25 protein-coding genes are annotated in these 23,721 nt (G+C 73.6%); 19 read left to right on the plus strand and 6 right to left on the minus strand.

Features of this window, described 5'->3' with window-relative positions; translation table 11 throughout:
• Window positions 1-416, minus strand: a 416-nt coding sequence (locus tag ABD254_RS13315; protein ID WP_344248909.1) for a TetR/AcrR family transcriptional regulator, incomplete at its 3' end; no start/stop codon positions are given.
• A gap of 123 nt (window positions 417-539) precedes the next feature.
• Between ABD254_RS13315 and ABD254_RS13320 the strand changes: the two genes are divergently transcribed.
• The 3 genes from ABD254_RS13320 (at window position 540) to ABD254_RS13330 (ending at window position 4,827) form a co-directional block, all read left to right on the plus strand.
• The gene (locus ABD254_RS13320) at window positions 540-3,896 is read left to right on the plus strand and encodes a DNA polymerase III subunit gamma and tau (RefSeq protein ID WP_344248910.1); all 3,357 of its coding nucleotides are present in this window, start codon (window positions 540-542) and stop codon (window positions 3,894-3,896) included.
• A 79-nt stretch (window positions 3,897-3,975) separates the two neighbouring features.
• On the plus strand, window positions 3,976-4,362 hold the full coding sequence (locus tag ABD254_RS13325) for an NUDIX hydrolase (protein ID WP_344248911.1): 387 nt from the start codon (window positions 3,976-3,978) through the stop codon (window positions 4,360-4,362).
• A 54-nt stretch (window positions 4,363-4,416) separates the two neighbouring features.
• Window positions 4,417-4,827: a VOC family protein gene (locus tag ABD254_RS13330; protein ID WP_344248912.1), complete on the plus strand. Its 411-nt coding sequence runs from the start codon at window positions 4,417-4,419 to the stop codon at window positions 4,825-4,827.
• 56 nt (window positions 4,828-4,883) lie between these two features.
• Here the strand turns inward: ABD254_RS13330 and ABD254_RS13335 are convergent, their stop codons facing one another.
• Window positions 4,884-5,390 carry an NUDIX hydrolase gene (locus ABD254_RS13335; RefSeq protein ID WP_344248913.1) on the minus strand — a complete coding sequence of 169 codons (507 nt, stop codon included), beginning with the start codon at window positions 5,388-5,390 and terminating at the stop codon, window positions 4,884-4,886.
• Between the two features lie 147 nt (window positions 5,391-5,537).
• Between ABD254_RS13335 and ABD254_RS13340 the strand changes: the two genes are divergently transcribed.
• The 6 genes from ABD254_RS13340 to ABD254_RS13365 all read left to right on the plus strand — a co-directional run bounded on the left by ABD254_RS13340 (window position 5,538) and on the right by ABD254_RS13365 (window position 10,718).
• Window positions 5,538-6,503 carry an ABC transporter ATP-binding protein gene (locus ABD254_RS13340; protein WP_344248914.1) on the plus strand — a complete coding sequence of 322 codons (966 nt, stop codon included), beginning with the start codon at window positions 5,538-5,540 and terminating at the stop codon, window positions 6,501-6,503.
• Window positions 6,500-7,354, plus strand: a complete 855-nt coding sequence (locus ABD254_RS13345; RefSeq protein ID WP_344248915.1) for an ABC transporter permease — start codon at window positions 6,500-6,502, stop codon at window positions 7,352-7,354. Before ABD254_RS13340 ends, ABD254_RS13345 begins: the two co-directional genes overlap by 4 nt.
• Window positions 7,355-7,416: 62 nt before the next feature.
• Complete coding sequence (locus tag ABD254_RS13350) at window positions 7,417-8,754, plus strand: sensor histidine kinase (protein WP_344248916.1); 1,338 nt, start codon at window positions 7,417-7,419, stop codon at window positions 8,752-8,754.
• The gene (locus tag ABD254_RS13355; RefSeq protein ID WP_344248917.1) at window positions 8,751-9,356 is read left to right on the plus strand and encodes a response regulator; all 606 of its coding nucleotides are present in this window, start codon (window positions 8,751-8,753) and stop codon (window positions 9,354-9,356) included. Before ABD254_RS13350 ends, ABD254_RS13355 begins: the two co-directional genes overlap by 4 nt.
• A gap of 119 nt (window positions 9,357-9,475) precedes the next feature.
• Window positions 9,476-10,075: a recombination mediator RecR gene (gene recR, locus ABD254_RS13360; protein ID WP_344248918.1), complete on the plus strand. Its 600-nt coding sequence runs from the start codon at window positions 9,476-9,478 to the stop codon at window positions 10,073-10,075.
• A 73-nt stretch (window positions 10,076-10,148) separates the two neighbouring features.
• Window positions 10,149-10,718, plus strand: a complete 570-nt coding sequence (locus ABD254_RS13365) for a DUF5063 domain-containing protein (RefSeq protein WP_344248919.1) — start codon at window positions 10,149-10,151, stop codon at window positions 10,716-10,718.
• A 15-nt stretch (window positions 10,719-10,733) separates the two neighbouring features.
• Here the strand turns inward: ABD254_RS13365 and ABD254_RS13370 are convergent, their stop codons facing one another.
• Window positions 10,734-11,264: an SRPBCC domain-containing protein gene (locus ABD254_RS13370; RefSeq protein ID WP_344248920.1), complete on the minus strand. Its 531-nt coding sequence runs from the start codon at window positions 11,262-11,264 to the stop codon at window positions 10,734-10,736.
• 91 nt (window positions 11,265-11,355) lie between these two features.
• On the opposite strand from ABD254_RS13370, the gene ABD254_RS13375 reads away from it, so the two are divergent.
• From ABD254_RS13375 to ABD254_RS13390, 4 genes are all read left to right on the plus strand, one after another.
• Window positions 11,356-12,138: a TSUP family transporter gene (locus ABD254_RS13375; protein WP_344248921.1), complete on the plus strand. Its 783-nt coding sequence runs from the start codon at window positions 11,356-11,358 to the stop codon at window positions 12,136-12,138.
• A 125-nt stretch (window positions 12,139-12,263) separates the two neighbouring features.
• Window positions 12,264-13,568 carry an aspartate kinase gene (locus tag ABD254_RS13380; protein ID WP_344248922.1) on the plus strand — a complete coding sequence of 435 codons (1,305 nt, stop codon included), beginning with the start codon at window positions 12,264-12,266 and terminating at the stop codon, window positions 13,566-13,568.
• Window positions 13,569-13,573: 5 nt separating this feature from the next.
• Entirely contained in the window at window positions 13,574-14,689 is a 1,116-nt protein-coding gene (locus ABD254_RS13385) for an aspartate-semialdehyde dehydrogenase (protein ID WP_344249296.1), read from the plus strand.
• Between the two features lie 195 nt (window positions 14,690-14,884).
• Window positions 14,885-15,955 (plus strand): Fic family protein, encoded by a 1,071-nt coding sequence (locus ABD254_RS13390; protein WP_344248923.1) that lies wholly within the window; start codon window positions 14,885-14,887, stop codon window positions 15,953-15,955.
• A gap of 93 nt (window positions 15,956-16,048) precedes the next feature.
• Here the strand turns inward: ABD254_RS13390 and ABD254_RS13395 are convergent, their stop codons facing one another.
• The 3 genes from ABD254_RS13395 to ABD254_RS13405 all read right to left on the minus strand — a co-directional run bounded on the left by ABD254_RS13395 (window position 16,049) and on the right by ABD254_RS13405 (window position 18,514).
• Entirely contained in the window at window positions 16,049-16,720 is a 672-nt protein-coding gene (locus tag ABD254_RS13395; protein WP_344248924.1) for a hypothetical protein, read from the minus strand.
• A 340-nt stretch (window positions 16,721-17,060) separates the two neighbouring features.
• Window positions 17,061-17,660 (minus strand): DUF6318 family protein, encoded by a 600-nt coding sequence (locus ABD254_RS13400; RefSeq protein WP_344248925.1) that lies wholly within the window; start codon window positions 17,658-17,660, stop codon window positions 17,061-17,063.
• Window positions 17,661-17,812: 152 nt separating this feature from the next.
• Window positions 17,813-18,514 carry a hypothetical protein gene (locus ABD254_RS13405; protein ID WP_344248926.1) on the minus strand — a complete coding sequence of 234 codons (702 nt, stop codon included), beginning with the start codon at window positions 18,512-18,514 and terminating at the stop codon, window positions 17,813-17,815.
• Window positions 18,515-18,763: 249 nt separating this feature from the next.
• Here ABD254_RS13405 and ABD254_RS13410 point away from each other — a divergent pair, with 249 nt between their 5' ends.
• From ABD254_RS13410 to ABD254_RS13435, 6 genes are all read left to right on the plus strand, one after another.
• The gene (locus ABD254_RS13410; RefSeq protein WP_344248927.1) at window positions 18,764-19,150 is read left to right on the plus strand and encodes a GntR family transcriptional regulator; all 387 of its coding nucleotides are present in this window, start codon (window positions 18,764-18,766) and stop codon (window positions 19,148-19,150) included.
• Complete coding sequence (locus ABD254_RS13415) at window positions 19,147-20,118, plus strand: ATP-binding cassette domain-containing protein (protein WP_344248928.1); 972 nt, start codon at window positions 19,147-19,149, stop codon at window positions 20,116-20,118. Before ABD254_RS13410 ends, ABD254_RS13415 begins: the two co-directional genes overlap by 4 nt.
• A complete protein-coding gene (locus ABD254_RS13420; RefSeq protein WP_344248929.1) occupies window positions 20,115-20,903 on the plus strand; it encodes a hypothetical protein in 789 nt (262 codons plus the stop codon). The genes ABD254_RS13415 and ABD254_RS13420 overlap by 4 nt, the downstream gene beginning before the upstream one ends.
• Before the next feature lie 5 nt (window positions 20,904-20,908).
• A complete protein-coding gene (locus ABD254_RS13425; protein WP_344248930.1) occupies window positions 20,909-21,703 on the plus strand; it encodes a hypothetical protein in 795 nt (264 codons plus the stop codon).
• 118 nt (window positions 21,704-21,821) lie between these two features.
• Window positions 21,822-22,805 (plus strand): ABC transporter ATP-binding protein, encoded by a 984-nt coding sequence (locus ABD254_RS13430; RefSeq protein WP_344248931.1) that lies wholly within the window; start codon window positions 21,822-21,824, stop codon window positions 22,803-22,805.
• Entirely contained in the window at window positions 22,802-23,617 is an 816-nt protein-coding gene (locus ABD254_RS13435) for an ABC transporter permease (protein ID WP_344248932.1), read from the plus strand. Before ABD254_RS13430 ends, ABD254_RS13435 begins: the two co-directional genes overlap by 4 nt.
• Window positions 23,618-23,721: the final 104 nt, after the last annotated feature.

Consider the following 23,721-nt stretch of genomic DNA (forward strand, 5'->3'; position numbering starts at 1 on the left):
TCGTCGACGAGGCGCCCGGCGATCGCGTCCTCGGTCGCGGCCGTCGCGGCGACGACGGCGGCGCGGAGCGACGGGTGGGCGGCGACCAGCGCGACGCGGCGCCGGGCCGTGGCGTCCTCGTCCGGCGCGATCTCGGCCAGCGCGCCGATCATCCCGCGCCGCACGCGTTCGAACGCCGGCAGGTCGCGTGGCTGGGCGCCGACCGCCTCGGCGATGAGCGGGTCGTACGGGTCAGAGACGAGGACGGCGTCCTTGGTGGGGAAGTGCCGGAAGAACGTCATCTGGGTGACGCCGGAAGCGGCGGCGACCTGGGCGACCGTGGTCGCGTCGTAGCCGTCGCGCTCGAACAGGTCGAGGGCGGCGTCGACGATCCGGGCGCGGGTCCTCAGTGCGCGGGGGGTGGTGAGGGTGGGCATGGCTCCACACTACGCCCAAAAGTGAGTGACTCACATTATGGCGGTCGCGACCGCGTGGCCCTTCGTCCACCGGTCGCCGGGCGCGCCTCGTGGCTGTCGGTCACGGCGTCTAGAGTTGCCGGGGTGACCACCGCTCTGTACCGCCGCTACCGGCCCGAGACGTTCGCCGAGGTGATCGGCCAGGAGCACGTCACCGCACCGCTCATGCAGGCGCTGCGCAGCGGGCGCGTCAACCACGCCTACCTGTTCTCCGGCCCGCGCGGCTGCGGCAAGACGACGTCGGCCCGCATCCTGGCGCGCACGCTGAACTGCGCGCGCAACACTCCCGAGACGCCGCTGGACACGCCGTGCGGCGAGTGCCCGTCGTGCGTCGAGCTCGCGCGCGGCGGCCCCGGCTCGCTGGACGTCGTGGAGATCGACGCGGCCAGCCACAACGGCGTCGACGACGCCCGCGACCTGCGCGAACGGGCCACCTTCGCCCCGGCCCGCGACCGGTACAAGATCTTCATCCTCGACGAGGCGCACATGGTGACGCCGCAGGGCTTCAACGCCCTGCTGAAGATCGTCGAGGAGCCGCCGCCCCACATCAAGTTCGTGTTCGCGACGACGGAACCCGACAAGGTCATCGGCACCATCCGCTCGCGCACCCACCACTACCCGTTCCGGCTGGTCCCCCCGGACGTGCTCGGCCCCTACCTCGAGCAGCTGTGCCAGGCCGAGGGCGTCGAGCTCGGTGGGGGAGTGGTGCCCCTGGTCACGCGCGCGGGCGGCGGCTCCGTGCGCGACACGCTGTCGGTCCTCGACCAGCTCATCGCCGGCGCGAGCGCCGGCACCGTGGAGTACGACACCGCCGTCGGGCTGCTGGGCTTCACGCACGCCACGCTGCTGGACGACGTCGTGGACGCGCTCGCCGCGCGCGACGGCGCTGCCATCTTCCGCGTCGTGGACCAGATCATCGCGACGGGCCACGAGCCGCGGCGCTTCGTCGAGGACGTGCTCGAGCGCCTGCGCGACCTCATCGTCATCGCCGTCTCGGGCGACGCCGCCGAGGCGGTGCTGCGCGGGCTGCCCGCCGACCAGCTCGAACGGATGCGCGCGCAGGCGTCCCGCCTCGGCGTGGCCGAGCTGTCCCGCGCCGCCGACCTGGTCAACGCGGCGCTCACCGAGATGACCGGCGCCACGTCGCCGCGGCTGCACCTGGAGCTCCTGTGCGCCCGGCTGCTGCTGCCCGGCGCCGACGACGGTGCCCAGGGCCTGGCCGCGCGGATCGACCGGCTCGAGCGCGGTCGCCTGACGGCGGCCGTGCCGCAGGCCAGGCCCGCCGAGGCGGTGCCGGTCGCGGGGTCGACGCCCGCCGGCGCACCGACCCAGGGGCCGGCCGGCGAACCGTCCGCGCCGCACGTCGTCGTGGGTCAGGGAAGCCTCAGCGGTGCGGCCGCCGCCCGCGCGGCGCTGCAGGCGAGCCGGCGTCCTTCGGAGCCCGCCGCAGAGCCGCCCACGATCCCCGCCGCTGCGGCCGCTGCCGTTGCGCATGCGCCCGGGGCCGACGAGCTGCCGGACCCGGTGGACGAACGGACCGAGACCGGGACCGAGAGGGAGCCCGCGCCCGAGCCGGTGTCGACCGAGCAGACCGAGGGCTCGGCGTCCGCCGGCACGGACGGCGCGGCGCACGACGAGCCGTCCGCGACCGTGGCTTCAGGCGACGCTGCGGCTTCCGACGACGCTGCGGCTTCCGACGACGCTGCGGCTTCCGACGACGCTGCGGTTGCCGACGAGGCTGCGGCTTCCGACGACGCTGCGGTTGCCGACGAGGCTGCGGTTGCCGACCGCTCGGTGGTTCCCGACGAGGCTGCGGTTGCCGACGACACTGTGGTTCCCGACGACGCTGCGGTTGCCGACGACACTGTGGTTCCGGTCGGCTCCGTGGTTCCCGACCGCCTCGCGGTGGCGGACGACGGCGCCCAGGAGTCGCCGGCCGCGACGTCCGAGGGCGACCCGCAGCCGACGTCGTCGACAGGCCTGTCCGAGGGCGCGGAAGGCGGCGAGGAGACGAGCGCCGAGCCGGCCACGGCCGAGCCGGCCACCGCCGAGCCCGCGGCCGCCGCCGGCCCCGGCGAGCCGGCCACCGCCGGCCCCGGCGGCGGGCTGGTCACCACCGAGATGGTCCGGCGGCGCTGGGACGAGGTCGTCGCCAACCTGGGCAACCAGGTGACGCGCGCGCTCGTGGGCCCGAACGCCCAGGTCGTCGCGCTCGACGGCGGCGTGCTGCGGCTCGGGTTCGCCGCCCCCGGCCTGGCCCGCACGTTCTCGCAGCCCCGGCACGTCGAGGCGGTCGAGGAGTCGCTCTACCAGACGCTCGGAGTCCGGGCCCGCGTCGAGGCGGGGGTCGGTGAGGGCGGAGCACCGGGTGCCGGGTCGGGCACGGGCTCGGCGCCTCCCGGCTCGGCGCCTCCCGGCTCGGCGCCTCCCGGCTCCGGCTTCCAGGCGGGCCCGGGCGGGGGTCCGGAGGGGTCCGGCTCCGGGCCGACGGCGAGCCCGGCGACAAGCAGCAGCTCCACCGTCTCTGCGTCGAGGGTCCCCGCGCCCGCGCCCGGCGAGGGCGAACCGTCCGGTCAGCCCGGCGGCCGGGGCGCGGCCGGTGGGCACGAGTCTGCTCCGGCGTGGCCGGAGGTCGCGCGCCCCGGTACGGGCACGTCTGCCCGTGCCACCGTGCCGAGCGGACCCGCCGCGTCGGCAGCGGGGGCGGGGACGCAGCAAGGGCTCGCGGCCGTGCCGGCCCCGTCTGGCGGGGGCGTCGCGCTCGCCGAGCGCCCTACCCTGGGAGCACCCGACGACCTGCCCGCGCCCAGGGAGACCTCCCGAGTGGAGACCGTGTCGCGCACGGGGGAGGGCTCGCCCGCTCTCGAGGGCTCGACGATGGACTCCTCCCGGGCGAGCGCCAACCGACCCGGGCCGGCGACGCCGGTCGTGGAGCCTGCGGGGCCGGACGCCACGCAGCGCAGCGCGGCCGACGAGGCCGATGCGGCCTGGCTGGCCGGTGCGCCGGCGAGCGAGCCCACCGATCCGGAGGGCGCGCCCGAGCCGCCGCCGGACCCCTGGCCCGGCGACGCCCGGCCCGGCGAGGCCCTGACGGGCGCCGTCAGTTCGAGCGTGTCCCAGCCCGACCGCGGCTCGTCGGCTTCCCCGGCTCCGGTGCCGGGGTCGACCCCCGCCGCGGCGGGGACGCCGGCACCCGCGGCTCCCGGCGTCCGGGAGACGCCGCGCCAGGCGGCCGAGCGTCAGGTGCGCGAGCGCCAGGCCCGCGCCCGCGCCCAGGTGGCGCCGGTCGACGACCGGTACGCGGAGGCCGACCGGTACGCGGAGTACGACGACTCCACCGACGACGACCAGGCCGCCCCGGCCCCCGGACTCGCCGGGGTGCCGCTCGTCGTGCAGGTGCTCGGCGGCACGGTCATCGACGAGGTTACGGAGCAGCCCTGACATGACGGGAGCCGGGACGAGGACCACGAGAACGACCCCACCCGCCGACGGTGGGGCGGAGCCCACCACGCTGCACATCGTGGCCGCCGTCATCGTGCGCGACGACGGCCGCGCCCTGTTGGTGCGCAAGCACGGCACGACGTCGTTCATGCAGGTCGGCGGCAAGATCGAGCCCGGCGAGGACCCGGTGGCCGCGCTGGTGCGCGAGTGCGCGGAGGAGATCGGGCTCGAGGTGTACCCCGAGACCGTCCGCCCGCTCGGCCGGCGTGCCGCCGTCGCCGCGAACGAGCCGGACCACGTGGTCGACGCGCACGTCTTCGCCGTCGACCTGCCCCACGCCTTCGACCTGCGCGTGCAGGCGGAGCTCGCCGAGCACGCGTGGGTCGACCCGGCCGCGCCGGTCGCCGCGCACCCGGTCGCGCCCCTGTCCGTCGACCTGCTGGCGGACGTCGCCGCGGCCCGCTGAACCGACCCGATGACGACGCCGACGACCCCGACGACCCCGACGGACGAGGGATCGATGACCGACGCCGTGCCCCGCGGCACGCTTCACCACGTGGAGCTGTGGGTGCCCGACCTCGCCCGTGCCGAGCGGTCGTGGGGATGGCTCCTCGGCAGGCTGGGTCATCGGCCGTACCAGTCGTGGGACCGCGGTCGGTCGTGGCGGCTCGGGGGCACCTATGTCGTCGTCGAGCAGAGCCCGGACCTCGTCGACGACCTGCACGACCGCCGTCGGCCGGGGCTCAACCACCTGGCGCTGCACGCGGGCACCCGGGCGGAGCTCGACGCCCTGGTCGACGACGCCCCCGCGCACGGGTGGACGCTCCTGTTCGCGGAGCGGCACCCGTTCGCCGGGGGAGCCGACCACTGCGCCGGGTACCTGGTCGACGAGGACGGTTTCGAGATCGAGCTCGTCGCGCACGGGGAGTGACCGCCGCACCATCGCCCCGGCGGGCAGGCCGCCCCGGCGGGCAGGCCGCCCCGGCCTCAGGTCGCGCCGCGGCGCAGGTCGTCGAGCCAGGCGCCGAAGCCGGCCACGCTGTCGGGCATGAACGGCAGCTCGTCGAGCATCTCGAGCAGCCGCGCCGGCGTGACCCACGCGCCCCAGGCGACCTCGTCCGGCTGCCAGGTGACCGGGCCGTCGTAGGTGCACGCGAAGCGGAACTCGCGCATCCGGGTGCGCGAGTCGGCGTAGTCGGCGAACCCGAGCGGCACGAGCTCGACCCCCGTGACGCCGAGCTCCTCGGCGAGCTCGCGTCGTGCGGACTCCGCCGGGTCCTCGCCGGCGAGCAGCACTCCTCCGGCGCAGAAGTCGTAGCGGCCGGGGTAGAGGTCCTTGGTCCCGGTGCGCCGGTGCACGTAGACGTCGCCCGCGCCGTTGCGGACCACCACGGCGGTGGCGGCATGCCGCAGGTTCTCCGCCCGCACCCGAGCCCGGTCGGCCGTGCCGCACGGGATCCCCGCGTCGTCGTACAGCGCCACCAGCTCGCCCATGGGTCGATGGTGCCACCCGCAAGGCCGGGGCCGCCCGGGAACGGCGGGGGAGCCGTGACAGATGTCATCGGCCCGGCGTGTCGGGTTCACTCCAGCCGGTGAACGGTGGCACTACCAGCGACGACGCGGCGCCGCGAGGCTGGGGACATGACATCGAACCCGATCATCTCCGTCCGTGGAGCCCGGCGCCGGTACGGCACGTTCGAGGCCGTGCGCGGGGTCGACCTCGACGTCCGGCGCGGCGAGCTGGTGGCGCTGCTGGGCACCAACGGCGCCGGCAAGACGTCCTTCGTCGAGCTCGTGGAGGGGCTCGCCCCGGCCGACGGCGGCGAGGTCCGCGTGCTCGGCCGCGACCCGTACCACCAGCGCCGCGAGATCGTCGGCTCGCTCGGCATCATGCTGCAGAGCGCCGGCTTCTCCGGCGACCTCACCGTCGTGGAGACCGCCCGCACCTGGGCGGGCACCCTGACGCGGCCCCGCCCGGTCGACGACGTGCTCGCCGCCGTCGGCCTCGCCCACCGCGCCGACGTGCGGGTGGCGAGCCTGTCCGGCGGCGAGAAGCGTCGCCTCGACCTGGCGCTCGCCACCATGGGCGACCCGGAGGTGCTGTTCCTCGACGAGCCCACGACCGGCCTCGACCCCGAGAGCCGGCGCGCCACCTGGCGCCTGGTCCAGGGGATGCTCGCCGCCGGCACCACGGTGCTGCTCACCACCCACTACCTCGAGGAGGCGGAGGAGCTCGCGGACCGCATCGCGATCCTGCAGGCGGGTCGCATCGTGCGGACCGGCGCGGTGGCCGACATCGTCGCCGCGGAGCCCGCGCGGGTGGAGTTCGTCGTCCGGAACGCCGACGGGCGCGCCGTGACGCCCTCGGCGGCCGACCTGCCGTCGCTCGAGGGCGTCGTCGACGTCCCCGAGGTCGACCGCACCGGCCGCCTGCACCTGCGGACCACCCGCCTGCAGGACGACCTGTTCACCCTGCTGCAGTGGGCCGACGCCCGGCAGCTGCGCCTCGACGACCTGGACGCCCGGTCCGCGTCGCTGGAGCAGGCGTTCCTGGCGATGGACGACAGCAGCAGCACCCGCGACGATGCCTCGGAGGTGGCGGCATGACCACGACGACCCCGACCCCGACCCCGACCACCCGGGGACGGACGACCTCGGGCCTGCGACCGAGCCTGCGCCGGGTCGGCGTGCTCGCCCGCGCGGAGCTGCGGCTGCTGGTACGCAACCGCACCGCCCTGTTCAACGCGCTCGCCCTGCCGCTCCTGACCGTGGCGCTGATCACCGCGGTCGGCGGTGTCGGCGACGGCGCGCCCGACGTCGTCGGCCCGATGCTGCTGAACGTCCTGACGCTCATGGCGCTCACGTTCGTCGTCTACTACAACCTCACTGTCGCGTACGTGGCGCGCCGCGAGGAGCTGGTGCTCAAGCGCTACCTGGTCGGCGAGTCGTCGAGGGCGGAGATCCTCGCCGGCGCCGCCGTGCCCGCGGTCGTGGTGGCCGCGACGCAGAGCGTGCTCGGCGTCGTGGGCGTGTCGGTGTTCCTCGAGCCGCCCGCCCTGGTGAACCCGCTGCTCATGGTGGTCGCGGTGGTCGGTGGCTCCGTCATGCTGACGGCGCTCGCGGCGGCGACCTCCGGCCTGTCCCGGACCGTCGAGTCCGCACAGCTGACGACCCTCCCGCTGCTGTTCGTCGCGCTCCCGTTCGCGGGGCTGTTCGGCGGCGCCGCCCCGGGCGGCTCGTCGGGCGTGTTCGACACGATCAGCACCTTCACCCCGCTGCGCCCGATCGCCGATCTCATGATGCTCGGCGCGGTCGGGCTCGACCGTGACGGCCAGGTGCTGAGCACCTTCGGTGAGACCGTCGCCGCCGGGCGGCTGTCGGTGGCGGTCCTGGTCGCCTGGACCGTGATCGGCGTGCTCGCCGCCCGTCGCTGGATGCGGTGGGAACCGCGCCGGTGACGATGCTGGTGGCCGCACCGGACGCCTCCGCGCCCGGCCGGGGCTCGTGGCAGGCTGACGACGTGAGCACACGCCGTCGGCCGTCCGCGACCCTGGCCGGCGGCGCGCGCGGGGTCGAGACCTACACCCGCGTCAGCCTGTACCTGTTCGTGCTCCTCGAGCCGTTCTTCTACCTGTACGCGCTGGCGGCGCTCACCAGCACCCCCGGTCAGCTGCCGGACGCCGGACCGGCGTCCGCCCTGGCCGGCCTGGCCCTCGTGCACATGGTGCTGTGCTTCGGCACCGTCCACGTCGGGTTCGACGGGCCGCTGGCGACGGGTTGGCGGCCGCGGCCGGTGGTCGTGGCCCTCCTGGTCGCGACGGGTGCGGTGATGGTCGCGTCCGTGGTGGCGCTGCCGTCGTACGGCGGGGGTGGGCTCGTGAGCGACCCGCGCACCGTGATGATCGGGGTGTGCGGCGCGGCGACGTGCGGGGCGCTCGCCGTCGCGACCCCGATCCGGCGGGTGGCGCTGGCCGGGCTCGCGGTGCCCGTGGTCGTGATCGCCGTGCGGTTCGTCACCGACGTCAGCGTCGCGGCGGTGGTGCTCGGCGCGGCCAGCTACGTGTTCGTCCTGTTCTGGGCCGGCACCGCGCGGCTGTCCATGTGGATCGTCGAGGTGGTGCGCGAGCTCGATGCCGCCCGCCAGGTCTCGGCGAGGCTCGCCGTCGCGGAGGAGCGGCTGCGGATCGCACGGGACATGCACGACGTCGTCGGGCGGGCGCTGTCCGCCGTCGCCGTGAAGTCGGAGCTCGCGGCGGCGCTGGCCCGGCGCGGCGACCCGCGCGCCGCCGACGAGATGGACGACGTGCGCGCCCTCGCCCAGGACTCCCTGCGGGAGGTGCGCAGCGTCGTCGCCGGCTATCGCGCCGCCGACCTCGCGACCGAGCTGGACGGCGCACGGTCCGTCCTGCACGCCGCCGGCGTGTCGGTGCGGGTCGTCGGCTCGGTCCCGGAGCTGGGCGCGCCGCAGGTCGACGCGCTGGCCTGGGTGGTGCGCGAGGCGGTGACGAACATCGTGCGGCACTCGGCCGCGCGCGAGTGCCGGATCGACCTGGCGGAAGAGGCGGGACAGATGGTGCTGACGGTCGGCAACGACGGCGCGCGGCCGGACGCGGCCGGGGTCGCCGGGCTCGAGGGCGGGGCCGGGCTGGTCGGGCTGCGGGAGCGGCTCGCCGCCGTGGGCGGCTCGCTCGACGTGACGGCCGAAGGCGAGAGGTTCGTCCTGGAGGCGCGTGTGCCGGCGCCGCCGCCCGGCGGCGCGGACGGAAGCGCGGACGGAAGCGCGGACGGCCACGCGGACGGAAGCACGGACGGCAGCACGGACGGCAGCACGGACGGCAGCACGGACGTGCCCGCGTGATCCGCGTGGTGCTCGCCGACGACGAGACCCTCATCCGCGACGCCGTCGCGCAGCTCCTCGACCTCGAGGACGACCTGGACGTGGTCGCGGTGGCCGGCGACGGGCCGCAGGCGGTGACGACGATCGAACGGCACCGGCCCGACGTGGCCGTCCTGGACCTGCAGATGCCGGGCGCCGACGGGATCGAGGTCGCCGAGCGTGTCCGCGAGACCGTGCCGGGCTGCGTCGTCGTCATCGTCACGAGCCACGGGCGCCCCGGGTACCTCAAGAAGGCGCTCGCCGCGGGGGTGCGGGGCTTCCTGCCCAAGTCGGTGTCCGCGGCGGTGCTGGCGGGCGCGGTGCGCCAGGTGGCGGGCGGCGGGCGGTACGTGGACCCGGAGCTGGCGGCCGACGCGATCTCCGCGGGGGACTCGCCCCTGACCGCGCGCGAGGCGGACGTGCTGGAGCTGGCGGCCGAGGGCGCCCCCGTCGACGAGATCGCCCGGCGCGCGGCCCTGGCGCCGGGGACGGTGCGGAACTACCTGTCGTCCGCCGTCGCGAAGCTCGGCGTCACCAACCGGCACGAGGCCGTGCGGCTGGCGCGCGCCCAGGGCTGGATCTGACTGTCGGTGGACGAGCCTGTCGTCGCTCTCCGTCGGTCGAGCTCGTCAAGACCACCCGCCCGGGTCTCGACAGGCTCGACCGCCGGGGCTGTCGGCGGCGCCCCGTAGGCTGACCCCTTGTGTACGAAGGCGCGGTCCAGGACCTGATCGACGAGCTCGGCCGCCTTCCCGGCGTCGGGCCCAAGAGCGCACAGCGCATCGCGTTCCACCTGCTCGCGGCCGACGCCGCGGACGTGCGTCGCCTCGTCGACGCGCTGACAGAGGTCAAGGCGCGCGTGCGGTTCTGCGACACCTGCGGCAACGTCGCCGAGGCCGAGAAGTGCCGTGTCTGCGCCGACCCGCGCCGCAGCGACGACGTCATCTGCGTCGTCGAGGAGCCCAAGGACGTCGTCGCGATCGAGCGCACCCGCGAGTTCCGCGGCCGGTACCACGTGCTCGGCGGGGCCATCAACCCGATCGAGAACGTCGGCCCCGACGACCTGCGCATCGGCCAGCTCATGACGCGCCTCGCGGACGGCACCGTCACCGAGGTCATCCTCGCCACCGACCCGAACGTCGAGGGCGAGGCCACCGCCACCTACCTGTCGCGGCTCATCGCCCCGATGGGCGTGACCGTCTCCCGCCTCGCGTCCGGGCTGCCCGTCGGGGGAGACTTGGAGTACGCGGACGAGGTCACCCTCGGACGCGCGTTCGAGGGCCGGAGGGTCGTCGGCGGCTGACCCGAGCCGTACCAGGCGCCCGGACACGGTCCGGCACATCGCGTCGTCGACCACGGCGCAGGGAGGGGAGATCGTGGGCGAGATCGAGGCGGGCTCCGAGTACCGCGACGTGGCCGAGCAGATGTCGGCGCAGGCCAGGACGTTCCTGTCGACGACGACGCAGGTCGCGTCCGGCGCGGCGCCGGGGGCGGAGCTCTCGCTGCTCATCCTCGCCACCTCCGACCTGCTCGCCGCGGGAGCGCGGCTGGCCGCCATCGTCGACGTCGTGCCCAAGGAGCGGTTCGAGCCGGACGCCGGCCCCGAGACCGACGTCGACCCCCTGCGCGACGCGCTCGCGCACATGTTCGACGGCTTCGACGACTACGTCGAGGTGTCCGACCCGGCGCTGAACGCCGACGTCGCCCCGGCCACGATCTCCGGCGACCTCGCGTGCGTCGCGGAGGAGCTGGCCAAGGGCCTGCAGCACTACGACGACGGGCACGAGCTCGAGGGCCTGTGGTGGTGGCAGTTCAGCTACCTGTCGTCCTGGGGCGAGCGGGCGGCGTCCGCGCTGCGCGTGCTGCAGGGCGTGCTCGCCCACCTGCGGCTCGACGTCGAGGACGACGTCGCCGCCGAGGCGGAGTACGACGCGCTGCACTCCTGACGAGGCCGGGAGTCGTCAGGTCCCGGCGGCCGCGGCCGCGCGGGCGAAGTGCTCGCTCTGCGCGGGGTAGTACGCCTCCCAGACCACCGTGCTCGCGGGCCGCTCCGAGCGCACCGCCACGAGCCGGTCGAGGTAGTACTCCCAGCCGGGCCCGATCGAGGCGGCGTCGTCGTCGGGGCCGAGCCGCTGCCGGAACTCGAGCGTCGTCGCGCCGTCGGCCTCCGTGAGCTCGACCGCCAGGTGCCAGGTCCCGCCTGCCGTGGCCGTGTCGACGGCGTACCGGTACGGCGGCTCGCAGCGCACGATGGTGCACTCCTCGGGCTCGGGGTCGTCGCCCTCGGCGGTCATGAGGAACACCACCCGTCCCGTCGACGGGTCACCCTCCCAGCGGCCGATCCATCTCTCGAGCAGGGCGGGCTCGGTGAGGCTCGCCCACACCTCGGTCGTCGCGGCCGCGAAGACGCGCGTGATGACGAGCTCGGGTCCGTCCGGGCCGTGCTCGACGGTGCCAGTGGCTGCGACGGCGGGGCCGCCCTCGTCGGTCATGCCTCCCAGCGTGGCACGGCGCCGCGGGCGGCGGGAGGTGAAGGGGCGAGACGGGCCCGGCCGGGGACGAGGCCCGTGCGAGGATCTGCGGGTGCTCGACCTGGATCTCCTCACCATCGTGCTGCTCGTCCTCGCCGGCCTGGCCGCTGGTTGGGTCGACGCCGTCGTGGGAGGCGGCGGGCTGATCCAGCTGCCCGCGCTGCTGCTGGTGCCCGGGATCTCGCCGGTGCAGGCGCTCGCCACGAACAAGCTCGGCTCGATCATGGGGACGTCGATCAGCGCGCTCACGTACTACCGCCGCGTGGGCCCCGACCTCACGACGGCCGGGCCGATGGCGCTCGCGGCCCTGGTGGGCGCGTTCGGCGGCGCGGCCCTTGCCAGCCAGATCCCGTCGGAGCTCTTCGCGCCGATCATCCTCGTCGTCCTCATCGGCGTGGCGACCTACACGATCCTCAAGCCCACGCTCGGCGCGCACGACAACCTGCGCTGGGAGGGCAACCGGCACCGCTGGACCGCCGCCGGGATCGGCCTCGTCATCGGCGCGTACGACGGCCTGCTCGGCCCCGGCACCGGCACCTTTCTCGTGATCTCGCTGGTGAGCATCCTCGGCTACGCGTTCCTGCCGGCGTCCGCGCTGGCGAAGATCGTCAACTTCGCCACGAACCTGGGCGCGCTGTTGTTCTTCGTCCCGCACGGCGCCGTCATCTGGGGGCTGGGCCTCGCGATGGGCGCCGCCAACCTCGTCGGCGGGTACGTCGGCGCGCGGATGGCGGTCGCCAAGGGCAGTGCGTTCGTGCGCGTCGTGTTCGTCGTCGTGGTCGGCGCCCTCATCGTGAAGCTCGGCTACGACGTCGTGCAGGACTGGACGGCATGACGCCCACGGGCTGAGACGTCGTTCGTCCCGCGTCGTGGGCGCCGTCTACCATCGACGGGCAAGCACACGCACCCGGCGGGCCGTTGAGACAGACGGAGGCCGGCCAGCAGAAGGTTGTGAAACGCATGGCCCTTGTCGTGCAGAAGTACGGCGGGTCGTCCGTCTCGGACGCCCATTCCATCAAGCGCGTGGCCAAACGGATCGCCGAGGCCAAGCGGGCCGGGAACGACGTCGTCGTCGTGGTGAGCGCCATGGGCGACACCACCGACGAGCTCATGGATCTCGCCGGCCAGATCACGCCCCTCCCCCCGCAGCGGGAGCTCGACATCCTGCTCACCGCCGGCGAGCGCATCTCGATGTCGCTCCTGGCGATGGCCATCACGAACCTCGGGGTGAAGGCGAAGTCCTTCACCGGCCAGCAGGCCGGCCTCCTCACGGACGCCGTGCACGGCAGGGCCCGCATCGTCGACGTCGTGCCGCACCGCATCCGCGAGACCGTGGAGCGCGGCCAGGTCGCGATCGTCGCGGGCTTCCAGGGCGTGAGCCGCAGCAACGACGTCACCACGCTCGGCCGCGGTGGCTCGGACACGACGGCGGTCGCGCTCGCGGCCGGCCTCGAGGCCGACGTCTGCGAGATCTACACCGACGTCGACGGCGTGTTCACCGCCGACCCGCGGATCGTGCCGAACGCCCGCAAGATCGACCGCGTGACGTACGAGGAGATGCTCGAGCTCGCGGCCTCGGGCGCCAAGGTGCTGGCGCTGCGCAGCGTCGAGTACGCGCGGCGGTACGGCGTGCCCGTGCACGTGCGCTCCTCGTTCTCCGCCACCACCGGCACCCTCGTCTCCGGCACGCACGGCGACGCGATCGACCCGAACGCCCCCTCGGGCGCCCAGGAGGAAGCCCAGATGGAAGCCCCGATCATCTCCGGCGTCGCGCACGACCGCAGCGAGGCCAAGATCACCGTCGTCGGCGTGCCCGACAAGCCCGGCACCGCCGCGCGCCTCTTCGAGGTCGTCGCGGGCGCGGGCGCGAACATCGACATGATCGTGCAGAACGTGTCGGCGGCGCAGACGGGCCGCACCGACATCTCGTTCACGCTGCCGCAGGGCGACAGCCCCGCCACGATGGCGGCGCTCACGGGCGTGCAGGCCGAGATCGGGTTCGAGTCGCTGCAGTTCGACGACCAGATCGGCAAGCTGTCCCTGGTCGGGGCGGGCATGAAGTCGCACCCCGGTGTCTCCGCGAGGCTGTTCGGCGCGCTGCGCGACGCGAACATCAACATCGAGATGATCTCCACCTCGGAGATCCGCATCTCGGTGGTCACCCGCGCCGACTCGCTCGACGACGCGGTCCGCGCCGTGCACTCGGCGTTCGACCTCGACTCCGCCGACGGCGAGGCAGTCGTCTACGCGGGCACGGGGCGGTGAGCGGGGTGGCCGTGATCAACGAGTCCGGGGTGAACGTCGCCGTCGTCGGCGCGACCGGGCAGGTGGGCGGCGTGCTGCGCCGGCTGCTCGCCGAGCGGGAGTTCCCCGTGCGCGAGCTGCGCTTCTTCGCGTCGGCCCGCTCGGCCGGGTCGGTGCTGCCGTTCGGCGGCGTCGACGTGGTCGTGGAGGACGTCGCCGCGACGCCCACCGAGGCGCTCGCCGACGTGGACGTCGCGATCTTCTCCGCCGGTGGGAGCACGTCGCGCGAGCACGCGCCGCGGTTCGCCGAGGCGGGCGCCGTCGTCATCGACAACTCGTCCGCTTGGCGGCTCGACCCGGGGGTGCCGCTGGTCGTCTCCGAGGTGAACCCGGAGGCGATCGCGGACGCCTCCATGGGCATCATCGCCAACCCGAACTGCACCACGATGGCCGCGATGCCGGTGCTCAAGCCGCTGGCCGACGAGGCCGGTCTGGAGCGCCTGCGCGTCGCGACCTACCAGGCGGTGTCCGGGTCCGGGGTGGACGGCGTGCGCGAGCTCGCCGAGCAGGCGCGGGCCGCCGTCGCCGGCGACCTGGAGGGGTTGGCCCACTCCGGGGCGGCGGTGTCGTTCCCGGAGCCGGCCAAGTACGTCGCGCCGATCGCGTTCGACGTCGTGCCGCTGGCCGGAAACCTCGTGGACGACGGGTCCGACGAGACCGACGAGGAGCAGAAGCTCCGCAACGAGTCGCGCAAGATCCTCGGCCTGCCGGACCTCGCCGTCGCCGGGACCTGCGTCCGGGTGCCCGTGTTCACCGGGCACTCGCTGGCGATCCATGCCGAGTTCGCGGAGCCGATCACGCCCGGTCGGGCGCGCGAGCTGCTCGCCGCCGCGCCCGGCGTCGCGCTGACCGACGTCCCGACGCCGCTCGCCGCGGCCGGCGCGGACCCGTCGTTCGTCGGGCGGATCCGCGCCGACCAGTCCGTGCCCGACGGGCGCGGGCTCGTGCTGTTCGTGTCGAACGACAACCTGCGCAAGGGGGCGGCGCTCAACGCCGTGCAGATCGCCGAGCTCGTCGCCGCCGACCTTGCCGAGCTCGCCACCCTCGACGAGGTCGACGCCGCGGAGGCCGCCGGCGCCTGACTGGTCGCACGACCGGCGTGACGGACGGCGCGTCACGAGGGCGCGGCGAAGGAGCGCGAGGCTCGACGGCGGAATTTCGGCCGTCGGGCCTCGCGCAGTGTTGGACGCCGCGTGAAGTGACAAGTCCGTTGACACGTCGCGGGAACGTGTAAAAGTGACGCGTGTTTCTTTACACGTCGGTCTAGTGTGGTACGCATGGCCTGGGACCCCGCTACGCCGTACGACGCCCTCCCGCACCTGCCGCCTCGTGCTGAGCTGGAGACGAGAGCGGTGCTCAAGGCGACGATCGAGGCGCGCGACGCGCTCGCACGGTTCGACGCCCGGGCGAGGGCGTTGCCCAACCCGACCGTGCTCCTCAACGCGATACCTCTCCTCGAGGCGCAGGCGAGCTCCGAGATCGAGAACATCGTCACGACGACGGACGAGCTCTTCACGGCGTCCGTCACGGAGGTCGGGGCGACTCCTGCCGCGCGCGAGGCGCTGCGCTACCGTTCGGCGCTGTTCGCAGGCTTCCGGGAGGTCGGAAGGCGCCCGCTGACCGCAGGTACGGCGGCACAGATCTGCGCCACCATTCGTGGTCACGACGAGGGCTTCCGCCGGGGCGAGGTGTTCATCGGTGACCCGGCGACCAGGCAGCGCGTGTACACGCCGCCGTCGGGTCGCGAGGCGTTGACCGCGCTGCTCGACAACTGGTCGGAGTTCCTCAACGCGCCGACCGACCTCGATCCCCTGGTGCGGATGGCGGTGGCGCACTATCAGTTCGAGGCGATCCACCCGTTCACGGACGGCAACGGGCGCACAGGTCGCATCATGAACGTCCTCATGCTCTGCGACGCGCGCCTGCTCCACCTGCCGCTGCTGTACCTGTCGCGCTACATCATCGAGACGAAGGACGAGTACTACCGCTTGCTGCGGGGGGTTACGGCGGACGGAGCCTGGGAGGAGTGGGTCCGTTATGTCGTGGAGGGCGTACGTTCCACGGCGTTGCGGACGACGGACGCGGTCGACCGGATCGACGGTGTGCAGGCGCGACTCCTCGGCGTCGTGCGCACGGTCGTGGGCTCCGCGAACGGCGACCTGCTGTCCGTGCTGATGGAGCAGCCGTATTCGCGCATCCGTGACGTCGTCGAACGCTGCGGAGTGTCGCGACCGACGGCGTCGAAATGGCTGCACGGGCTCGTCGACGCCGAGGTGCTCGCCAGCCTGCGAGTCGGACGCGAGGTGTTGTACATCAACGTGCAGCTGATGAACGTCCTGCGAGGCTGATGTCGCCTGTGTATCGCCGCCACCAGGACGTCGCGGAGATGCGCGTGGCCGGCTCGCGACTGCGAGGAGCCTGATCCTGGCCCGTGGGGACCGTCAGCAGGTGGTGCTGCCGCGCGTGTCGTCGCAGACCAGACGGGTGCGGGCCTCGGTGACGGTGGCGGGCTCGGTCGTGCTGGTGGTCGTGATCGCGCCGGGGATGTCCGTCCAGGTGCTGGTGCCCTGGACGCGGAACCGGCCCTGCCAGGTGGTCGTGAGCGAGACGGAGACACCGGTGCGGTAGACGTCCCCGTCGGCGTCGACGGCGGTGCCCGCGTCGTTGCCGGGGGTGCCCAGGCGGCTGTAGGTGTGGCCGATCCACGACTCGTCCGGGGCGGGATCGCCTTCCGTCCACGGGCGGCCGGGGTCGGTCGTGACGAGGGTGTCGCCGTCTGCGGAGTACGGGTCGTCGAAGTCCCACGCGAACTCGACCGGCTCCGCGCGGATGACGACAGGGACGCCCAGAAGAGTGACGTCCCGGTCCTGGGCGTCGGCGGTCGTGTACGCGGGGTAGCGAACGTTGACGAGCATCGGCTCGCCGCCCTGGACCGTGGCTTCGGGTGTCGGGATCTTCATCGTCGCGAACGCCCTGCGTGCCTGCGCGGCCAGGTCGGCGGGCGTGACGCACTGGTCCTCGGTGAGCTGCTCCGGGTCGCCGTACGAGCCGTCCGGCTGCACGCGCTGCACCCACAGCGCCGCGAGCTCGTAGTCGCCGTCCTCGCACGGCACGGTGATCGAGACGTTCAGGGAGCCATCTGGGCAAGCGCCTGGCGCCGACACGATCGGCCCGACGATGTCGAGGTCGGCCAGCTCGTTGCAGGCGACGGAATCGGCGCGGAGGTACTTGTCCTGAGGCTCGTCGGATTGCCCGTCATCGCTCTCGCGGCGGGTGCCATCACCCTTGCGTCCGACAATAAACTCGTCGTCGGCTTCGTCGCCGCGCGACCACGTCGATTCCCCATCGGTGTTGGCGGGCGCGATGGCAGGGGCTTCTGTTGCGGCATGGGCACCGGTCAACGGGGAGCCCATGGCGAATGCCCCAGCGAGGAGGAGAGCACCGAGGCGCACCTCAGCCCTCCTCGACTTGTCCCACGCCGAGTACGGTCCATTGACCGTCGTGACGTCCCATCTCTACGCCGAGATCCAGCGTGACCTGGTCTTCGGCGTAGATGACTTCGCCATTGGAGTCGGTGAGCCTCACGGCGCCTTGCAGGACCTCGACATCGAGGGGCCAGATTTCAGTCGCCGAATCCTGCTCGTACGTATGTGTAACCCGGGCGCTGGATGGTTCGCTCTCCCATGAGTAGTTCTTCCTGGCTATCTCGTTCGCTTGGTCCAGTCGCTTGGTGCAGTAACCGCAACCCTTGCCGGACATCGCCTCCCACTCGGCGGTGTCGTTCGTTTTCATGATGTAGTCGTCGAGCTCGAGAAAGTAGACCGCAGCAGCCTCGGCGCCGGCGGGGCCGTCGTCGTCCATGGCGGCGGGACGCTCGGGCTGGACGACGACGCTCGTGGCGCTCGGCTCGGGCGACGGCGAGACGTCCGGGGTGGCGGAGGTGTCGATGCTCGGCGAGGAGGCTGGCGGCTCCGGGCTGTCGGTGGAGCAGCCGGTAACGAGCAGCGCCACGGCAAGGCCTGCGGCGGAAAGAATGGCCCGGTTGCGGGTCATGGTGGTACTCCGGGTCGACGGTGACAACGCCGATACTGTAGGCCATTGCCCCGGGCTGCTAGGGCGCCGTCTGTGGACAACGGTGTTCGTGCAGGTGGCGGCCGAGGGGGCCGCTGGGACCGTCCGCGCGAGGACGGAACGGTCCACGTCGATCAGGCGGAGTCGGTTCCCTCGGATCGTTCCGATCGCTCGGTTCCCTCGGTTCCCTCGGTTCCCTCGGTTCGCTCGGTGACGCTCGACGCCCGTGGTTCCGTACGCCGACCCACGGCCGGGGCGACGACGACGATCGCCGCCGCGGCGAGGACGTGCCACACCGCCGGCCCCGAGAGCGCGCCGTCGAGCCACCCGCCGGTCTGGTTCCACGGGCGCCCCGGCCGCGACAGCTCGCCGACGAGGCTGCCGAGGGCGAGCAACCCGAGCGCGGTGAGCAGGCGTGCGCGCAACGGCGGCCGGGCCCGCGCCCGCAGCAGCACCGCGACGACGGCGACGGCCGCCGTCGTGCCCTGCGCGACGACCGACGCCTCGGGCCACGCCGCGGCGAGGACCATGTCGGCCAGCGTCGGGGCGAGCCACCACCAGGTGCGCAGGCGACGCCCGGTGAGGTCGGCGACGGCGTCCGCGGCGACGAGCGCGTACGCGCCCAGCAGGGGCGGGTCGTGGAGCACGGGGTTCCACGACGGCGCCGGGCCGTGCTGCACGACCGAGCCGACGCCGATCAGCACCGCGAGGACGCCAAGGCATGCGCGCGTCCGGACTCCGTCGTCCGGGGAGCGGCCTGTGCGTGCCGTCGCCAGGATCCAGCAGCCCGCGACGACGAACGCGAGGCTCGACCAGACGTCCGCGGACCAGGGCATGTCTCCAGTGAACGGCGGGGCCGCCGGCCCCGCGCTTCCGCGCGGCGCCGCGCCGCGTTACCACGCTGCTCGGCCGCGAGGCCGCGTCACCGCCGCGTCATCGCGCCGCGGCGCCTCGGTACGTCCCCGCGCTCTGTCCTCCGTCGCCGTCGCTTCTTCGTCAGGAGGGGTTGCGCGGGCGGCAGGCTCTGTGGTTCATTAGTCGAGTAACGAACCACTGAACCTTGATCACCGCTGAGGAGGCGCCGCGTGTTCGACGGTCCCGAGCCCATCTACGTGCAGATCGCCCAGATGATCCGCGCGCAGGTGCTCGCCGGGGAGCTCGCGGAGGAGGAGCAGGTCATGTCGACCACCCAGTTCGCCACGACGTTCCGCATCAACCCCGCCACGGCGGCCAAGGCCTTCAGCGGCCTCGTCGACGAGGGCGTGCTGTACAAGCGGCGCGGCCTCGGCATGTTCGTCGCCCCCGGGGCGCGTGAGCGCCTGCTCGACAGCCACCGCAAGGCGTACTTCGACGACGTCCTCGCCCCCGCCCTCGCCCAGGCCGACATCCTCGGCATCTCGACCGACGAGCTCGTCGCCTACGTCCTCGGGACGAACGGCCACCAGCAGACCACCACCACGGAGGAGCCATGACCCCCGCACCTTTCGGCGCGCGACTCGACGACGTCGTCGTCCGGTTCGGCACGCGTCGCCGGATGACGTCCGACGGCACCTTGGTCAAGGACGACGACGCGACGGCCCTCGACGGCGTGGACCTGCAGATCAGGCCTGGCACGATCACCGGGGTCCTGGGCCGCAACGGCGCCGGGAAGTCCACCCTCCTCTCGCTGCTGGCGGCGTTCACGCGACCCACCGGCGGTGAGGTCCGCGTCGGTCCGGACTCCGACGGGCAGCAGGCCTGGGAGGACCCGTGGGAGAACCCCTGGGTCACCTCGAACGTGCAGCTCGTGCGCGAGAGCGGCGACCTGCAGGACGAGGAGAAGGTCTCCGAGTCGCTCAAGTACTACGCCGACCTGCGCCCCGCCTGGGACAGCGACCTCGCGGGCCGGTTGCTCGACCTCTTCGAGGTGAACCCGCGAAAGAAGCCCGCGGCCTTGTCGCGCGGCAAGCGCTCCGCGGTCGGCGCCACCATCGGCCTGGCGTCGCGGGCGCCGCTGACGATCTTCGACGAGGTCTACCTCGGGATGGACGCCCCCACGCGGTACGCGTTCTACGACGAGATCCTCGCGGACTACGCCGAGCACCCGCGCACGATCCTGCTGTCCAGCCACCTGGTCGAGGAGGTCGAGCGGCTCTTCGAGGACGTGATCGTGCTCCACCGGGGCCGTGTGCTGCTGGCCGAGACGGCCGAGGAGATGCAGGGTCGCGGGTTCAGCCTCACCGGCCCGGCGACGGCGGTCGACGACCTCGTCGACGGGCGTCGGGTGCTGCACCGCCAGCGCCTCGGCGGCACCGTGCAGGTCACGCTCGAGGGGGCGCCGGGCGACGGCGAGCGCGAGTCGGCGCGGGCGGCCGGGGTCGAGCTCGGCACCCTGCCGCTGCAGGACCTGTTCGTGCGGCTCACGCAGGTGGACGCGGACCCCGAGAGGAGCCGGCGATGAGTGTCACGAACGCTGCGCCGTCCCGCGTGGAACGGGAGGCCTTCGCCGCGCGGGTGCACGCGCGCGCGGTGCGGAAGGTCACCCGGTACGTCGCCGCCGTCGGGCTCTTCATGGGCGCGTTCTACTGGGGCATCTTCCTCGTGGTGACGGTCGCGCTGCCGGTGATCGCGAACATGGCGGGCGGCGTGCTCGAGGGCGGGGCCATGGTCGGCGCCGAGTACTCGGCGCGGTGGTTCGCGTTCTCGGTGGGCATCGCCGCGCTGGCGATGGCAGTGACCACGCACCTGGCGGCGGGCGGCACCCGGCGTGCGCTGTGGCTCGGTTCGCTCCGCGGGTCGCTGGCCGTCGCGGTCCCCTTCGGGGCCGCGCTCGTGGTCGGGCTGGTCGTCGAGGGCGCACTTTTCGAGGCCTTCGGCTGGACGCACGACCTCCCGCGGGGTAGCGGCCTCACGTCCGGCGGCGGCTGGCTCCTGGTCAGCGGCCTCGCCGAGGCGCTCGTCGTCGCCACGTACCTCGTGGCCGCGATGGCCCTCGGTGCGGCGTACTACAGCCACGGCGCCCTGGTCGGCACCCTGTGGATCCCGTTCGCCCTGGTGCTCCTGCTCCTCACCGACGGCGCGCTCCGGACCGGCGCCGGTGACGACGCGCTCACCGCGCTGCTCGGCGAGGAGCGGATGCCCGGCACACCCGTCGTCGGATTCCTGGCGGGGCTGCTGCTCCTGGCCGTGGCGACCGGGTGGTTCTGGTCGCAGCTGCGGTCCATCACCCTGCGGCCGGCGAGGTGAGCGCCATGACCGCGACACCGGGCACCACGACACCGGGCACCGCGACGACGGCCGTGACGTCGGCCGTGCGGAGGCGCACGGCCGAGCGTGCCGCAGTCCGGAAGGTCCGACGACGCGTCACCCGCTCCCTGCTCGTCTCCGGCGCCTGGTTCTGGGCGATCTGGGCGGCGTTCGTCGCCGGGGTGCCGGCGGCCGTGGACCGCTGGGGCGGGGAGATGCCGGACCTCACCTACGACCTGTCCGGTGCGCCCGCGCGCTGGGTGGCGCTCGCGGTCGGCGCGATCGTCGCCGGCAGCATGCTGCGCCTGCACGTCGCCGCCGGCGGGACGCGTCGCTCGGTCGTCGACGGCGTCCTGCGGGCCGCCGCCCTGGTCGGACCGGCCTACGGGGTGATGGCGGTGCTCCTCACGCTGGGTGAGGAGCGCGTCTTCGACGCCCTCGACCGCAGCTGGCAGGGCGGCGCCACGCCGCTGCCGCTCGACACGGTTGCGGGGATCGTCGTCACGGTCCTCGGCGAGACGTTCGTCGTCGTGACGTACGCACTGGTGGGCGTGTCCGCCGTCGCTGCGTTCCGGACGCGGCTGATCGTCCTCGGACCGCTGCTGGTCGCGTCCTTGCTGGTGCCCTGCGCGATCGTCGACCTGGCGACCCGCACCGGCCTGTTCGGCATCCCGCTGCGCGGCGGGTACGACGACGTCGCGCTCGGCGCCGTCGGCACGGTCGTCGGTGGCCTCGTCGCGGCGGCCCTCGCGACCGTCGTCGCCCACCGCCTGCTGCGCTCCGTCTCGCTACGGCCATGACGCACCCACCGCGGCGTCCCTGACGCCCCACCGTCCGCTCCCCAGCACCAGGACCACCGCTCAGCCTGACCCGAGCAACCGACAGCACAACGGAAACCACCCAGAGAGGAGGCCAGCGATGGCCGCTCCCATCGTGGAGGTACGCAACCTCCGCAAGACATACGGTCCGAAGGTCGCCGTCGACGACGTCTCGTTCGCCGTCGAACGCGGCGAGATCTTCGGCATCCTGGGCCCCAACGGGGCCGGCAAGACCACCACCGTGGAGACGCTCGCCGGCCTGCGTGGCGCGGACGGCGGGGCCGTGCGTGTGCGCGGTATCGACACGCAGCGCGACCCGGCCGCCGTCCGGGACATCCTCGGCGTGCAGCTCCAGGAGGCGACGCTGCACGACAAGATCACGGTGGGTGAGGCGCTGCGGCTCTTCGCCGGCTTCTACGCCCACCCCGCCGACCCCGACGAGCTGCTGGCGATGCTCGACCTCGCCGAGCACGCCGACAAGCAGTTCGCCAAGCTCTCCGGCGGACAGAAGCAGCGGTTGTCCATCGCCCTCGCCCTCGTCGGGAACCCGGAGGTCGCGATCCTCGACGAGCTCACGACGGGCCTCGACCCGCAGGCCCGTCGCGCCACCTGGGACCTGGTCGAGCGCGTGCGGGACACCGGCGTCACCATCCTGCTGGTCACCCATTTCATGGACGAGGCCGAGCGCCTCTGCGACCGGCTCGCCATCATCGACGGCGGGAAGGTCGTCGCCGAGGGCACGCCGCAGGGCCTCGTCGACGGGCTCGACGACGACCGCACCGTCGTCGTCCGGTTCGCACCCGACGACGTCGCCCGCGGACGGGAGCTGCTGGCCGGTCTCGCCGACCGGCACCCCGACGTCACGCGCACCGAGGCCGCCGCGACCACCGAGGTGGCCGTCACCGGCACCCGGCGCGTCCTGTTCGCCGTCGTCCCGGCCCTCGCCGAGGCCGACCTCGTGCCCGACGACGTCCGCACCGTCACGCGGTCGCTCGAGGACGTGTTCCTCGCCGTCACCGGCCGCACCTACCAGCCCGAGGCCCAGCTCGCCGCCGCGGCCACCCGTGAAGGAGACCGGTCATGACCGCCATCACCGCCGACGCCGTCCCGCCCCGCGCCACCGGCCGCGGCTGGCGCGGGTTCGGCCTCCTGCTGCGCACCGAGGCCGCCGTCTGGCTGCGCGACGCCACCTCCGTGTTCTTCGGGATCCTCTTCCCGACGGTGCTCCTGCTCGGCGTCGGGTTCGGCATCCCGGGGATGCGGGAGCCGATGACCGACGACGTCCCGCCGGACTCGGCCTGGTACGGCGTGACACCGATCGCGACCTACCTGCCCACCGTGCTCGCCATGGCGATCGGCACGCTCGCCGTCCTGTCGCTGCCCGTCACGTTCGCGACCTTCCGCGACAAGGGCGTGCTGCGTCGGCTGTCCACGACGCCGATGCGGCCGCAGGCCATCGTCGTGGCGCACCTGTTCATCAACATCGCGACCACCCTGGTCGGCGTGGCCGTCGCGCTCACGGTGGCGCAGCTGGCCTTTGGCATCGTCCGGCCCGCCCAGCTCGGCGTCGTCGTCGGTGCGTTCGTGCTGGGGATGCTCTCCCTGTTCTCCGTGGGCATGCTCCTGGCCGCCCTGGTCAACAAGCCCTCGACCGCGAACGCCGTCGGGTCGCTCGTCTACTTCCCCATGCTGTTCCTCGCGGGGCTATGGACGCCGGGCCCGATCATGCCGGACGCGGTCCGGGAGATCGGCCAGTTCACGCCGATGGGCGCGGCGGCGCAGGCGATGGACACCGGGTGGTTCGGTGACGGGTTCCCGCTCCTGCAGTACGTCGTGATGGCGGTGTGGGCGGCGGTGCTCCTTCCCCTCGCCAGCCGCCTCTTCCGCTGGAGCTGACGTCGCCGTACGGCCTGCCGAACACGGGGTGGGGATCGCAATGACGACCCATTGCGATCCCCACCCCGTGTTCGGCGGTCGGTGTCGACGGTTGTCGGTGGTGA

This window comes from Isoptericola hypogeus, assembly GCF_039531145.1.
GTDB classification, from domain to species: Bacteria; Actinomycetota; Actinomycetes; order Actinomycetales; family Cellulomonadaceae; genus Isoptericola; species Isoptericola hypogeus.